Origin of the sequence: Chryseobacterium gambrini (assembly GCF_027920505.1) — a bacterium.
GTDB classification, from domain to species: domain Bacteria; phylum Bacteroidota; class Bacteroidia; order Flavobacteriales; family Weeksellaceae; genus Chryseobacterium; species Chryseobacterium gambrini.
The window spans coordinates 4,136,935-4,151,675 of sequence record NZ_CP115857.1; the positions used below are offsets into that span (position 1 = coordinate 4,136,935).

The 14,741-nt window shown below is 36.8% G+C and carries 14 protein-coding genes, 3 tRNA genes and 1 pseudogene; all 18 read left to right on the forward strand.

Annotation, left to right across the window (positions count from 1 at the left end; translation table 11 throughout):
* The first annotated feature begins 145 nt into the window (after positions 1 to 145).
* Positions 146 to 919 carry a ParA family protein gene (locus tag PFY09_RS19080; RefSeq protein WP_076392187.1) on the forward strand — a complete coding sequence of 258 codons (774 nt, stop codon included), beginning with the start codon at positions 146 to 148 and terminating at the stop codon, positions 917 to 919.
* 35 nt (positions 920 to 954) lie between these two features.
* A complete protein-coding gene (locus tag PFY09_RS19085) occupies positions 955 to 1,845 on the forward strand; it encodes a ParB/RepB/Spo0J family partition protein (RefSeq protein ID WP_087712454.1) in 891 nt (296 codons plus the stop codon).
* Positions 1,846 to 2,487 carry a DUF5683 domain-containing protein gene (locus PFY09_RS19090; RefSeq protein WP_076392191.1) on the forward strand — a complete coding sequence of 214 codons (642 nt, stop codon included), beginning with the start codon at positions 1,846 to 1,848 and terminating at the stop codon, positions 2,485 to 2,487.
* A gap of 165 nt (positions 2,488 to 2,652) precedes the next feature.
* Entirely contained in the window at positions 2,653 to 3,354 is a 702-nt protein-coding gene (gene dapB, locus PFY09_RS19095; RefSeq protein ID WP_271160753.1) for a 4-hydroxy-tetrahydrodipicolinate reductase, read from the forward strand.
* Between the two features lie 123 nt (positions 3,355 to 3,477).
* The gene (lepB, locus tag PFY09_RS19100) at positions 3,478 to 5,142 is read left to right on the forward strand and encodes a signal peptidase I (protein WP_271160754.1); all 1,665 of its coding nucleotides are present in this window, start codon (positions 3,478 to 3,480) and stop codon (positions 5,140 to 5,142) included.
* A gap of 112 nt (positions 5,143 to 5,254) precedes the next feature.
* Complete coding sequence (locus PFY09_RS19105; protein WP_372487775.1) at positions 5,255 to 5,875, forward strand: WbqC family protein; 621 nt, start codon at positions 5,255 to 5,257, stop codon at positions 5,873 to 5,875.
* Between the two features lie 4 nt (positions 5,876 to 5,879).
* Positions 5,880 to 7,556, forward strand: coding sequence for a S8 family serine peptidase (locus PFY09_RS19110; protein WP_271160755.1), 1,677 nt, complete (start codon positions 5,880 to 5,882; stop codon positions 7,554 to 7,556).
* A 125-nt stretch (positions 7,557 to 7,681) separates the two neighbouring features.
* A complete protein-coding gene (locus tag PFY09_RS19115; protein ID WP_076392201.1) occupies positions 7,682 to 8,176 on the forward strand; it encodes a lipocalin family protein in 495 nt (164 codons plus the stop codon).
* A 23-nt stretch (positions 8,177 to 8,199) separates the two neighbouring features.
* Positions 8,200 to 8,884 (forward strand): annotated as a pseudogene (locus PFY09_RS19120) (OmpA family protein).
* Between the two features lie 107 nt (positions 8,885 to 8,991).
* Positions 8,992 to 9,879, forward strand: a complete 888-nt coding sequence (locus tag PFY09_RS19125; RefSeq protein ID WP_076392205.1) for a decaprenyl-phosphate phosphoribosyltransferase — start codon at positions 8,992 to 8,994, stop codon at positions 9,877 to 9,879.
* Positions 9,876 to 11,192 (forward strand): FAD-binding oxidoreductase, encoded by a 1,317-nt coding sequence (locus PFY09_RS19130; RefSeq protein ID WP_271160756.1) that lies wholly within the window; start codon positions 9,876 to 9,878, stop codon positions 11,190 to 11,192. The genes PFY09_RS19125 and PFY09_RS19130 overlap by 4 nt, the downstream gene beginning before the upstream one ends.
* Positions 11,193 to 11,197: 5 nt before the next feature.
* Positions 11,198 to 11,923, forward strand: a complete 726-nt coding sequence (locus PFY09_RS19135; RefSeq protein WP_271160757.1) for an SDR family NAD(P)-dependent oxidoreductase — start codon at positions 11,198 to 11,200, stop codon at positions 11,921 to 11,923.
* Between the two features lie 71 nt (positions 11,924 to 11,994).
* Entirely contained in the window at positions 11,995 to 12,582 is a 588-nt protein-coding gene (locus tag PFY09_RS19140; RefSeq protein ID WP_076392211.1) for an HAD family hydrolase, read from the forward strand.
* A 117-nt stretch (positions 12,583 to 12,699) separates the two neighbouring features.
* Complete coding sequence (locus PFY09_RS19145) at positions 12,700 to 13,875, forward strand: cysteine desulfurase family protein (RefSeq protein ID WP_268053322.1); 1,176 nt, start codon at positions 12,700 to 12,702, stop codon at positions 13,873 to 13,875.
* An 85-nt stretch (positions 13,876 to 13,960) separates the two neighbouring features.
* Positions 13,961 to 14,278, forward strand: a complete 318-nt coding sequence (gene trxA, locus PFY09_RS19150; protein ID WP_108411389.1) for a thioredoxin — start codon at positions 13,961 to 13,963, stop codon at positions 14,276 to 14,278.
* 135 nt (positions 14,279 to 14,413) lie between these two features.
* Positions 14,414 to 14,487 (forward strand) — tRNA-Asp (locus PFY09_RS19155).
* Between the two features lie 36 nt (positions 14,488 to 14,523).
* A tRNA-Asp gene (locus tag PFY09_RS19160) sits at positions 14,524 to 14,597 on the forward strand.
* Between the two features lie 36 nt (positions 14,598 to 14,633).
* Positions 14,634 to 14,707 (forward strand) — tRNA-Asp (locus PFY09_RS19165).
* Positions 14,708 to 14,741: the final 34 nt, after the last annotated feature.

The window sequence follows — 14,741 nt, forward strand, 5'->3', positions numbered from 1 at the left end:
AAAAGTTATCCACAAAGAATTTTTTTTGTGGATAATTTTTTTTATTGCTAAATTGCTTATTAACAATATTTTAACTCAAATTTCGTTTTATCCGCTTATGGAGAGCAGGGAAAAATGTGTATTTTTGAAACTTAAAGTTCTAACAATGGCAAAAATCATAGGTATCGCTAATCAGAAAGGAGGAGTTGGGAAAACAACAACAGCTGTTAATTTAGCCGCAGCATTAGGGGTATTAGAGAAAAAGATATTAATCATCGATGCAGATCCTCAGGCGAATGCAACTTCAGGTTTGGGCGTGGAAGACGTAAGATATTCTACATACAATCTTTTGGAGCACAGCGTGGAGACTTCAAAATGCATCAAGCAGACGGCAACTCCGAATCTGGATATTGTGCCTTCTCATATCGACTTGGTGGCAGCGGAAATTGAGCTTGTCGACAAAGAAGAGCGTGAATATATGCTTAAAAAAGCTTTACAGAGCGTAAGAGACGATTATGATTATATTATTATCGATTGTGCGCCGAGTTTAGGTCTTATTACCGTAAATGCACTTACAGCAGCAGATTCTGTAATTATCCCGATTCAGTGTGAGTATTTTGCATTGGAAGGTCTTGGAAAATTACTGAATACCATTAAAAACGTTCAGAAAATCCATAATAAAGATCTTGATATCGAAGGTTTGCTTCTTACGATGTACGACAGCCGTTTGAGACTATCCAATCAGGTCGTGGAAGAAGTAAATTCTCATTTCCCTGAAATGGTATTCGAAACCATCATCAGCAGAAACGTACGATTAAGCGAAGCGCCAAGCTTCGGAGAAAGTATCCTGAATTACGATGCGGAAAGCAAAGGAGCAATACAGTACATTCAGTTGGCGGAAGAAGTTTTATTGAAAAACGAGAAATTAGTAAAGAATTAAAAGCAGCTAGCTAAGCTAAACGCTAAAAACAAAATATGAAGGATAAAAAAAGAGCGATGGGGCGTGGTTTGGGCGCAATTCTTAGTGCCGAATCCAAAGCAACGATCAATTCTGCCACCGATGAGGGAGCAGATAAGTTTGTAGGGAATATCGTAGAAATTGCATTAGAAGATATTTATCCCAATGCGTCTCAGCCAAGAACTTATTTTGACGAAAAAGCATTGAACGAACTCGCACAGTCAATTAAAAATTTAGGCGTTATTCAGCCGATTACTTTAAGAAAAGACGGCGAAAAGTTTGAAATTATTTCCGGGGAAAGACGTTACCGCGCAAGTAAAATTGCAGGTTTGGAGTCTATTCCGGCATACATCCGTCTGGTTAATGATCAGGAATTGCTTGAAATGGCACTTGTTGAAAATATCCAGAGAGAAGATCTTGATGCGATAGAAATTGCATTAACGTATCAGAGATTGATGGAAGAAATAGGTCTTACTCAGGAAAATCTCAGCCACAGAGTTGGGAAAGACAGAAGTACCATTACAAATTCCATCAGATTACTGAGGTTACATCCGGATATTCAGAATGCGATCCGAAGCGGAGAAATTTCTGCAGGACACGGAAGAGCCATCATCAGCCTTGAAAGCGAAGAACATCAGCAGATTTTGTTTGATCTCATCATCAAAGAAAAACTGAACGTTCGTCAGGCTGAACAGGCAGCTACAGCCATTAAAAACCCGAAATCTCCGGCGGCAAAAAAAGCAAAAGCCGAGCTTTCCAATAATTATAAAAGAGCGCAGAAAACAATTGCAGATATTTTAGATGTAAAAGTTGAAATCAAAGCCTCTCCAAACGGTAAAAAAGGTAAAATTGTTCTGGACTTCAAAAATGAAGATGAGCTGGAATATATTTTATCCCATATTAAATAAATGAAGAAAATACTTTTCACATTTTTTCTGTGTCTGTTTGCAGTTGCGTATTCACAGGTAAATCCTAACGACACCATTCGGGTAGACTACCGTCCGAAAGACAGTGTTGCTGTAGAAAAAAACAACACCAAAACAGAAGCGAAGGTTGTTGCAGATCTGGAAAAAGCAAACGGACCTACCAAAAAAACACTGAAACTGAATCCTACAAAGGCAGGATTGTATTCTGCTGTGCTTCCGGGATTGGGACAGGTGTATAATAAAAAATACTGGAAGGTTCCTATTGTTTTAGGAGCAGTAGGAGCGGGAGTAGGAATTGCAGTATGGAATGACAATCAGTACAGAAAATACCGAGAATATTACATCGCCAAGCTCAACGGAACACCGAATGAATTTGTCGATACCCATCCATGGCTCGACAAGGTGGCTCTCGGAAATGCGCAGGACAGATCCAAGAGACAGAGAGATTACGCCATTGCAATTACAGGATTAATTTACATTCTGAACATCGTAGATGCGGTAGTAGATGCCCATTTATACGAAGCAAGGCACGATCCGGATCTTACACTGAATCCGGCAATGATTCAGGATCAGTACGGAATTGCACCTCCGAAAACAGGCTTAAGTTTAAGTTACAGATTTTAAAATAATTAATATTAATTCTGTTAAACTAATTTATTGCTGACTTGGTTAAGTGAAATCGAAGATTCGACGAAGTCAAACGCCTTTGCGAATGAAAAATATGCAGGAGGATTTTAAAGAAATCTTTGCGGGCGTTGCGTTAGATTATAAAATTAAATAAAGAAGTACATGAAAATAGCATTAGTTGGATACGGTAAAATGGGCAAAATCATTGATGAAATTGCCACGAAAAGAGGACATGAAATCGTTGCCCGGTTAAAAGAAACTCCAACTGCTGAAAATCTCAATAATCCCGATGTCGTAATTGAATTTTCGTTACCCGAAGTTGCTTACGAAAACATCAAAGCCTGTCTGGAAAACAAAATTCCTGTGATCTGCGGAACAACGGGCTGGCTTGAAAAAAAAATCGAAATTGAAAAATTGGCTGTAGAAAAAGAAACCGCTTTTTTATATGGTTCAAATTTTAGTCTCGGCGTTAATTTATTCTTTGCCTTAAACGAAAAACTGGCAGATTTAATGAAAAATGTGGACGAATATTCTTGTCAGTTGGAAGAAATTCATCACATTCACAAATTGGATGCTCCAAGCGGAACGGCAATTTCCATCGCCGAAGGAATTTTTAAAAACAATCCGAAATTCGATTCCTGGAAACTGGAAGAAACACAGGGAAATCAACTGGGCATTTTTGCAATCCGTGAAGATGAGGTTCCGGGAACACACAGTGTTTTTTACAGAAGCGAAGTGGACGAAATAGAAATCAAACATACCGCATTTAACAGAAGTGGTTTTGCTTTGGGCGCAGTGGTTGCGGCAGAATGGATTAAAGATAAAAAAGGAAATTTCACGATGAAGGACGTTTTGGGACTTTAATATTGTAACAAAATTCTTACATTGCAAACTAATAAGAGTGAATGGTGAAGTGTTAATAGTGAATTTGTGATCATTTATCAGACATCATTCATCAATTATATTATAGATTAGGCACAAAAATTTATGAATTATTTTTTAACGTACGCAGTTTATGTTCTCATTTTATCTGTATTGATGGGGATTTCCACATGGAAACTGTTCAAAAAATTAGGATATAGTCCGCTTTTCGCGTTTATTCCTTTTTACAACTATTTCATTATTTTAAAAGAGACAAAACATCCGAAATGGTGGGCAATTTTATCGTATCTGCCAATCGTGGGACCTATTATGATGTCTGTTTTTCATTTGTATTTAATGAAAAAATTCGGGAAAACGCTCTTTAAGGATCAGCTTCTTACCGTACTTCTTCCGTTTATCTACATGGCAACGGTAAATTATGGAAAAGATGTTGAATTGGAAGACGAAAATGCAATATTCCTTACCGACGAAGAAAAAAACGCAAAAAAGAAAGATTCATTTGTAGGATCTGTGACGTTTGCAGTAGTTTTCGCAACAATAATTCACGTTTTTGTAACGCAGCCTTTCGGAATTCCGACAGGATCTATGGAAAGAACTTTATTGGTAGGTGATTTCCTTTTCGTTAACAAATGGAGCTACGGATACAGACTTCCGATGCGGCCCCTTGCAATTCCTTTCCTTCAGGGAACCATCATGGATACAGGAGAAAAAGGAAACCCGAAAGATGATCCTAAATCTTATGTAGATGCTGTAAAATTACCTTATGAAAGAATTTTTCAGTTCAATAAGCCTCAGAAAAAAGATATCGTTGTTTTCAATTATCCGCAGGATTCTGTGCATACCGCGATCGACAGAAAAGATCCTTACGTAAAAAGATGTGTAGCCGTTGCGGGAGATACTTTCGAAATGAGATCCGGAAGACTTTTCGTTAACGGAAAAGCTGAAACATTTTTAGGAGATCAGGAAGTTCAGCACGCATATACGGTAAACACGGGAACCCAGTTAGACATTCCCGGACTTTATAACACTTACGGATTCCTTCCTGTAAGAGAAATTCAGAACGAAAAAAGCGGTGGCTTTGTATATATGTTTCAGGGACTTACTGATAAAACGGCTAAAGAGATTAAAGCTTTGCCCAACGTTATCAGTATGGAAGAAAATATCTATCCTAAAGATTCTGCTACGATTTCTTATAAATTAAATGCTGATAAAACAGCATACACCAAAAGTATTGATACCACCCAATCTATTTTCCCAATCAATAAACCATGGAATCAGGATTGGTATGGACCTTTAAAGATTCCTAAAAAAGGAGATGTCGTTACCATCAATCAGGAAACCTTACCGGAATACCAGTGGATTATTTCACAATATGAACATAATAAGCTGGAGAATAAAAACGGTAAAATTTTTATCAATGGAAAAGAAACCAATCAGTATACCATTCAGCAGGATTATTATATGATGGTCGGAGATAACAGAGACGCTTCTTTGGATGCAAGATTCTTTGGTTTTGTTCCTGAAGAAAATATCGTTGGAAAGCCAATGTTTACATGGATGAGTGTTGAAGGGGCTTTCAAAGATTCAAGTTCTTCTTATCAGGCAAACGGTTGGAGAATCCGTTGGGACAGAATGTTTAAAGCTACAAACACAGGGGAGGCAAACAAAACTTCGTACTGGTGGATTGCGGCGATGATTCTTATTCTGTTCTTCGGTTGGGAATATTTCGTGAAATTATTCAGAAAGAAAAAAACGGAAGACGACTTGTAATCTACTTTGTTAAAGTTTAAATCTTTGACAAAGTTTCAAAATCAATTATTCAATTGAAAAAATAAATTATAAATAGAATGAAGTATTTGAAAAAATACTTCATTTTTGCATTATGAATATGAAGAATGTATTATTACCGGCGTTTTATCTGCCGCCAATTTCTTGGTTTTCAGTTTTTTTAGATCCTGAAAATGAAATTATATTTGAACAGTTTGAAAGTTTTCCCAAACAAACCTACAGAAACAGAGCTAATATTTTTGGAGCAAACGGAAAATTATCATTAATCATTCCTATTGCTCATAACGGATGCAGAGAATTTAAGGATATTGAAATTTCTCACCGTGAAGACTGGAGGAATCTTCATTGGAAATCCATTAAAACGGCATATCAGAGTTCGCCTTATTTTGAATTTTATGAAGATAAATTCAGAAAAATTTATGATCTGAAAGAAAAATATCTGTTGGATTTTAACCTGAAAACACTGGAAATTATTCAGCAGATCCTTAAAACAGAAAAGGCACACTCTTTGAATGAAGAATATATCAAATTTCCGGAAGAAATTAATTTCAGAGATCAATTTTCGGCAAAACTTCCTTCAGAATACGAAATGGACGAGTATTATCAGACGTTCTCTGATAAACGCGGTTTCCTGAAAGATTTATCAGTTTTGGACTTAATTTGTAACAAAGGACCGGAATCTTTGACTTATATTAAAAATATTAAATATTCATAGTAAAATGAAAAAGGTATTATTAGCAGCTGTTTTTTTAGTGGGATTCGGTTTCTCCAACGCACAGGAAGTGAAAGCGGGGGCAGATCCGATGCAGGATAAAGATCTTATGACATGGTATCATAAAGATTTCGCTACAACGAAAGTTTATGGTGTAAATACAGAAAATGCCTATAAGTTTTTAGAATCTAAAGGTCTTAAACCTAAAACAGTTTTGGTGGGAGTTTTGGATAGCGGAGTTCAGGTAGATCATCCCGGATTGGTAAAAAACATCTGGACAAATCCTAATGAAGTGCCGAACAACGGAAAAGATGATGACGGAAACGGATATGTCGACGATATTCACGGATGGAATTTCATCGGTGGAAAAAACGGAGATATTGATATCGATAACATGGAGGTAACCAGAGTTGTTGCTAAATATAAGTCTGTTTTTGAAGGAGACGATTCTACAAAAAATAAAGCAAATCAAGCTAAAATTCCTGAAGAATTTGCTATGTATATGAAAGCCAAAGATCTTTTCACCAAGAAAAGTATGGAAGCAAAACAGGGTTTCAAAACCTATTCCATGATTAATGAGGCAATTCCCGTAATGGTAAAACTACTGAACGGAAAACCTCTTACTCCTGAAAATGTTGCCGCTATAAAACCGGCAGATCAGAGAGAAGCAATGGCTGTACAGGTTTTAACACAGGTTGCTCAAAGTCCTGAATTTAAAGGAAAATCTGCTGCTGAATTCGAAAAAGCAATGAGCGGCCAGATTAAAGAAGCTTTAGACTATTTTGGTCCTCAGGAAAAACAATACAATCTGGATTATGATCCGAGAAAAGAAATCGTAGGAGATAACTATGACGACTATTCTGAGAAAAACTACGGAAACAACCATTACGAAGGTCCGGATGCAGAACACGGAACTCACGTTGCAGGAATCATCGCTGGTCTTCCGAACGGAAAAGAAATACAGTATGGAGTTGCTTCGAAAGTAGCAAAAATCATGTCTGTAAGAACCGTTCCGAATGGTGACGAAAGAGATAAAGACGTTGCCAATGCAATCAGATACGCTGTTGATAACGGCGCGAAAGTTTTGAACATGAGTTTCGGAAAACCGGTTTCTCCGGGTAAAAATGTTGTTTGGGATGCATTTAAATATGCTCAGGATAAGGGAGTTCTTCTGGTAAAAGCTGCAGGAAACGAAAACGAAGATGTGGCAGAACATTTAGCTTATCCTACCAATTTTAAAAATGTAACAGATGAAAAACCATTTGTAAACAATGTTTTGGTTGTAGGAGCAAGTACCAATAAAAATGATGCTTTAAGAGCGAGTTTCTCCAACTTCAATAAGAAAATGGTAAATGTTTTTGCTCCGGGTGAAGAAATTTATTCTACCGTTCCTCACAATGAGTATAAATATTTACAGGGAACTTCCATGGCTTCTCCGGTTGTAGCAGGAGCTGCAGCAGTTTTATTAGCGTATATGCCTAATTTAACTCCGGCACAGATCATAGAATCTTTAGTAAAATCCAGCAACGCAAGTACCGCAAACCAATTTGGGGATTTCTCTGAAGCAGGAGGCGTAATAGATCTTAAAAAAGCAGCGGAATATGCATATACAAATTTTTACAACGGAAAAGCAGGCTCTTCAAAGAAGGCTGAAAAATCCGTAAAAAAGACTGTTAAAAAATAGTATATCTTCCTGTATTTAAGAAAGAAACATACAAAGTCCGAAATTTTCGGACTTTTTTTATTGGTAATATTTAATTTTGGCACGGTTTTTTGTAACTTTATTGTAACAAAATAATAAACAACAAAATGAAAAAGTTACTACTTGCAGGGATGTTGGGAACAGCGCTTTTTGCAGTGTCTTGTTCCGCGGTGAATAACGCTAAAACAGCCCAAACCCAAAGATCAGAATTTTTGAAAATGAAGGGAGACTGGCAGATCGTCAGTGTAAATTATGATAAAAATTTTAAAGTAAAACCATTCGATGATGGGGTAGATGCACAGTGTTTCGTAGGAAGCCACTGGAGATTGATTCCTAATAACTGGACCGGAGCATATACATTAAACGGGGGTGGAACGTGCGGAGCAGGATTTACACAGCCTATTAAAATTGATGTAGTAAGCGGAAATACTTTCAATTTCAAAAAAATTGCAGACGGTACAAAAGCGAAGCAAAATACAGCAGGATATACTTTAACACTGATTAACCAGAATACAGACCAATTCTCATTGGAACAGAATATTCCTTTCGACGGGGAAAATGTAAGAGTAGTTTACAATTTCGAAAGAACAGGAATGAAATAATTTAATATTAAAAATATAAAAAGATGAAATTTACAAAAACATATATCGGAGCGTTATTTTTATCATCAGCATTACTGCTTACAAGTTGTGAGGCTGTACAAAACTCTAACCATCAGCAGAGAGGAACAGCAGTAGGTGTTGCTTCCGGAGCTGTACTTGGTGGTATTTTGGGAAATAACGTAGGAAAAGGTAAAAATGCAGCTTTAGGAGCTGTTTTAGGAGGTATTATCGGTGGTGTTGCCGGTAATGTTATCGGTTCTAAAATGGACAAGCAGGCAAGAGAAATTAAAGAAACTTTACCGGGAGCTCAGGTAGAAAGAGTAGGAGACGGTATCAAAATTACGTTGAATGAAAGCATCGTTAACTTCGATTTCGATTCTTCAGCTTTAACAAGTACTGCAAAAACAAACTTAGATAAACTGGCTCAGGTTTTAACGAACAATCCGGATACCAATATTAATATTTACGGACATACAGACAGCAAAGGTTCAGATTCTTACAACATGAGCCTTTCCGAAAGAAGAGCAAACTCTGTAAAAGCGTATTTAGCAGGTAAAGGAATTGCTTCAAACAGATTATTTGCTTTAGGTGAAGGAGAAAGTATTTGCAACAAACGATACAGAAGAAGGAAGAGCTAAAAACAGAAGAGTAGAATTCGCCATTACTGCCAATGAAAAAATGATTAACGACGCACAGAACGGTCAATAATTATTTAATATATAAATATTTTCGTGAATAACCGCAATAGCGGTTATTTTTGTATTTTTATGGTGATATTTTTTTTAATTACTATTTTTGCATTTGAAACAACATAAATGAAGAAATATTTAAAGCTGCTCCGTGTTGAGCAATGGGTGAAGAACCTGTTTGTTTTTGTTCCTCTTTTTTTCTCGGGTAATATAAAAAACCTCGATTTACTCGCAAAAAGCATCTTTGCTTTTATCATTTTTTCTTTGGCAGCAAGTGTCGTTTATATTTTAAACGATTATAACGATATTGAAGCAGATAAGAAACATCCCGAAAAAAGAAGAAGACCTTTGGCGAGCGGAGCCATTTCAAAATCTCAGGCGGTAGGAATTTTTACAGGACTTATTATTCTGGATATCGCACTGGTTTTCTTTGCCCAGATGTATTTTCAGGAAAGCTTGTGGAAATTTGCAACCATTGTAGGATTTTATTTTGTAATGAATCTTGCTTACACTTTTAAACTGAAACATGTTCCGATTATTGATATTTCCATCATTGCGGTAGGATTTGTATTAAGAGTTTTATCAGGAGGTTACATTACGGGAATAAGCATTTCTCAATGGGCAATTTTACTCACTTTTGTACTTGCACTGGTTTTAGCCATAGGAAAAAGACGCGGAGAACTTATTAATGCACAGGTTTCAGGAAAAACGAGAAGAGCTTTGGACGGCTACAATGTACAGTTTGCAGACATTGCACTTTCCATTTCCGTTACTCTGGCAATTGTATGCTATCTAATGTTTACCCTGTCTCCTGAAGTTCAGGCAAGATTTCATTCAAGAGTATTTTATACCGTAATTTTTGTTGTTTTTGCCTTCTTAAGATATTTACAGCAGACTTTGGTATACAACAGAACCGAATCTCCCACGAAAATTGTTTACAGAGACAGATACATTCAGATCACCTTAGTGTTGTGGGTTGCTGCATTTTTAATTCAAATCTACTTTAAAAAATGAAGCCGAATTTTGTACAAAAAGTAACCAACTGGGGCAATTTTCCCATAGTGGAAAAAGAAATGAGGTCTGATGACAGCTTCAGAAAAATAAAAGAATTTGTTCTGAATCATAACGAAGTGATTGCAAGAGGAAACGGAAGATGTTATGGAGATTCTTCATTGGGAGAGCATATATTTTCAACCAAAAAATTAAATAAATTCATCAGTTTCGACCGTCTGAACGGAATTATTGAATGCGAATCGGGGGTTCTGCTTTCCGATGTGCTGGAAATTGCCGTTCCGCAGGGATATTTTCTATATGTAACGCCGGGAACGAAGTTTGTTTCTGTGGGAGGCGCCATTGCTTCCGATGTTCATGGTAAAAATCATCATGCTGAAGGATGTTTTTCCGAATATGTGATTGAATTTAAACTGATGATCGAAAACGGTGATATCATCAACTGTTCAAGAGAAGAAAATTCAGATAAATTCTGGGCAACTATTGGCGGAATGGGATTAACCGGAATCATTTTAACGGCGAAATTCAAGCTTAAAAATATTGAATCGGCATACATCCGTCAGGAAAGCATTAAAGCGGAAAATCTGGATGAAATCTTTAACTTGTTTGAGGAAAGCGAAAGCTGGACGTACACCGTTGCATGGATCGACTGTCTTCAGAAAGGTAAAAATATCGGAAGAAGTATTCTGATGAGAGGAGAACACGCTTTTCAGCATGAACTGCCTCAGAAATTTAAAGAAAAACCTTTACGTTTAAAGAAGAAATTTGAACCTACCGTTCCGTTTTATTTTCCGGGATTTGTTCTAAATAGTTTAACGGTAAAGATTTTCAATTATCTCTATTATAAAAAACAGTCCAAAAAGGAAGTTAAAAATTTTATTGATTATGAAACTTTCTTTTATCCTCTGGATTTTGTTCACGACTGGAACAAGATTTACGGAAAATCCGGCTTTATCCAGTATCAGATGATGATTCCCAAAGAATCCGGAAAAGAAGGAATGAAAAAAATTCTGGAAACCATTGCCAACAGCGGAAACGGTTCTTTTTTAGCTGTTTTAAAGCTGTACGGAAAAGAAAATCCGGAAGCTTACAATTCCTTTCCGTTTGAAGGATATTCTCTGGCATTGGACTTCAAAGTCAATTCCAAACTGAAAAAACTGATTGATCAACTGGATGATATTGTAGAGCGGTACAACGGTAAAATTTATCTTACCAAAGACAGCATGAGCAGATCTTCGCTTACCAACTATCTGAAAAATGTACAGAGCTCAAAATTTGTGTCTCTGCAGCATAAAAGAATTTTAAATAATATTTAGCAGACATGATCGTTTTAGGAAGTACATCGGAAGTAGCACAGGCTTTTGTAGAAAAAGCATTGCAGGAAGGAGAGAAATTTGAAAAAATCTATCTTTTTACCTCCAGTAAAGAAACGACCGAAAGATTTGCAAGGCATATTGATGTGAAATTTCTTCAGCAGTCCGAAGTGATAGAGCTCGATCTCATGAAAGGGATAGATTACAATCAGTTTGATTATGTCAATTCAAATTTGCTGTTCTGTGCAACAGGATATTTAGGAGAGGGAACAGAAGAAGGATTGTATGACAATAAAAATACACAACGGATTATTGATATCAATTACGCTAAACTGGTTCCTGTGATGAATTATTTTGCGCAGAAATTTGAAAGCAGAAGATCCGGAACAATCATCGGTCTTTCTTCTGTTGCCGGAGATCGCGGAAGACAGAGTAATTTTATTTACGGAAGTGCAAAAGCGGCTTTCACAGCTTATTTAAGCGGATTAAGAAACTATCTTTTCGATAAAAAAGTTCACGTAATGACGGTAAAGCCCGGCTTTATGGCAACCAAAATGACTGAAGGTCTGCCTTTGAATCCAAAACTTACCGCAACGCCAAAACAGGCAGCAGAATCTATTTTCAAAGCTTATAAAAAACAGAAAAACGTAGCCTATGTTTTGCCGGTCTGGGGAATTATCATGATGATCATCAGAAATATTCCTGAATTTATTTTTAAAAAATTAAAGCTTTAAAATTATTTTATTTAAAATATACTTTCGATCTTTACGTTACAAGATAAATATTCTAAAATTGACTTAAAGCGATGAAAAAACTGTACTGCTTCGATTTCGACGGAACGCTTACTTACAAAGATACCATGTTTATGTATCTGAAATTCTATGATCCTACAAGATTTCGTCTGCAGTTTTTGAAGCATGTTCCGCTTTTTGTTCTTTTAAAACTGAAACTTGCCGATACGGAAAAAGTGAAAAAAAGCTTTATCGGTTCCATTCTGAAAGGGCAGACTCAGGAAAAAATCGAAAAAAAATCCAGACAGTTTTTTGAGCATTATTATCCTAAAATCGTAAGGGAAAATGCACTGGATTTTATTCAAAATATGGATCGTAATAATACGCAGAGTCTATTGGTTACCGCATCATTAGACATCTGGACAAAACCATTTGCCGAAGCTTTTAAAATGCAGCTTATTTCCACTAAAGCCGAGTTCAGAAACGGAGTTTTTACAGGGAACTTTGTGGGAAAAAACTGCAACGGAAACGAAAAACTGGTAAGAATTCAGCAGGAAATCAGCAATCATAAATACGATAAAATTATCGCTTTTGGAGATACTTCCGGAGATAAGCCGATGTTGAAGTGGGCGAATGAAGGACATTACCAATTTTTTCACTAATTTTGGGCGGTAAAATATACAGATGAAGCAGAGCCTTTTAAAACAATAAACTCTACTGATTTTGTAGGTTTTACAGATTGTACATATTCCACAGAAACTAATATTTTCAAAGTAAAAATGAATAAAGTATACCTTGATAACGCTGCAACAACTCCACTTTCGGAAGAAGTTATCGATGCAATGGTTGATACCATGAAAATGAATTTCGGAAATCCATCCTCTACACACAGTTTTGGGCAGGAAGCGAAAATTCTTATCGAAAACGTAAGAAGGCAGGTTGCAGACTATCTTCATGTAACGCCCGCTGAAATTATTTTCACCTCTTGCGGTACAGAATCGAACAATATGATCATCAAATCTGCTGTCGAGCATCTTGGAATAGAAAGGATAATCAGCTCACCCCTTGAGCACAAATGTGTTTCTGAGAGTATTCTGGATATGAAGAGCAGAAAAGGAGTAGAAGTAAACTACATCCGTCCGAATGAAAAGGGTGATATTGATCTTCATAAACTGGAAGAACTTTTAAAGGCTTCCGAAAAGAAAACACTGGTAAGTTTAATGCATGCCAACAACGAAATCGGAAATCTTATCGATATTAAAAAAGTAGCGGAACTCTGCAAGGCAAATAATGCACTTTTCCATTCAGATACCGTACAGACAATGGCTCATATGAATCTGGATTTTTCCGATATTCAGGTAGATTTTGCTTCTTGCAGTGCCCATAAATTTCATGGACCGAAAGGCGTTGGATTTGCGTTCATCAGAAAATCAAGCGGTCTGAAGGGAATTATTACGGGAGGACCACAGGAAAGAAGCTTAAGAGCGGGAACCGAAAATGTTGCAGGAATTGTAGGATTAGGAAAAGCTCTGGAAATCTCTCTTAAAAATCTTGAAGCATATACCCATCATATGCAGGAAATTAAAAGCTACGCCGTAGAAAGGCTTACAGCGGAAATTCCGGGCATAAAATTCAACGGAAGAAGTTCTGAGAAGGAAAACAGTCTTTACACCGTTTTAAGCGCTTTATTACCGTATAAAAACCCTCTCATCGGGCTTCAGTTAGATATGAAAGGAATCGCAATCTCTCAGGGAAGTGCGTGTTCTTCCGGAGCCTCAAAACCTTCTATGGTGATGATGATGGTTTTATCTGAAGATGAAATGGATCATTGCACGCCTCTTCGTATTTCTTTCAGCCATTTAACCACTAAAGAAGATATTGATGCACTGGCAACAGCTCTGAAAGAAATTTCTAAAGATTTCGTTATAGAAAATACAAATGTTGAGCATAGATAGTCTTATTACTCAAAAAGCGTAATTTTGATTATCCAATTAAGGAAATTATAAAAGAATAATATTAATTTAAATAAAAGAAACAAAAATGGCTTTAGAAATTACAGATAGCTCATTTCAGGAAACGGTTTTAAAATCAGATAAGCCGGTATTAGTAGACTTTTGGGCAGTATGGTGCGGACCTTGCAGAACGTTGGGACCAATCATCGAAGAAGTAGCAAACGATTTCGAAGGAAAAGCAATAGTTGGTAAAGTAGACGTAGATAACAACCAGGATATTTCTATGCAATACGGGATCAGAAATATTCCTACAGTTCTTATTTTTAAGAACGGAGAAGTGGTTGATAAATTAGTGGGTGTTGCTCCAAAAGAGGTGATCGCTGAGAAATTGAGCGCACACTTGTAAAAAATAATAAATTTGATAATGAACGCCTTCCGTTTTCGGGAGGCATTTTTTTTGAAATAAATTTGCAGGTAACGAAAAAAGTTGTACTTTTGCCATCACAAAAAAGAAACGAAGTTCTTTAAGAAACAAAAACATGATCCGGTAGTTCAGCTGGTTAGAATGCCGCCCTGTCACGGCGGAGGTCGCGGGTTCGAGTCCCGTCCGGATCGCAGAAGTTTTTTCAATTTACTTTTAAAACAAAATTTGATCCGGTAGTTCAGCTGGTTAGAATGCCGCCCTGTCACGGCGGAGGTCGCGGGTTCGAGTCCCGTCCGGATCGCAGAAGTTTTTTCAATTTACTTTTAAAACAAAATTTGATCCGGTAGTTCAGCTGGTTAGAATGCCGCCCTGTCACGGCGGAGGTCGCGGGTTCGAGTCCCGTCCGGATCGCAGAAGTTTTCTCAATTTACTTTTAAAACAAAAT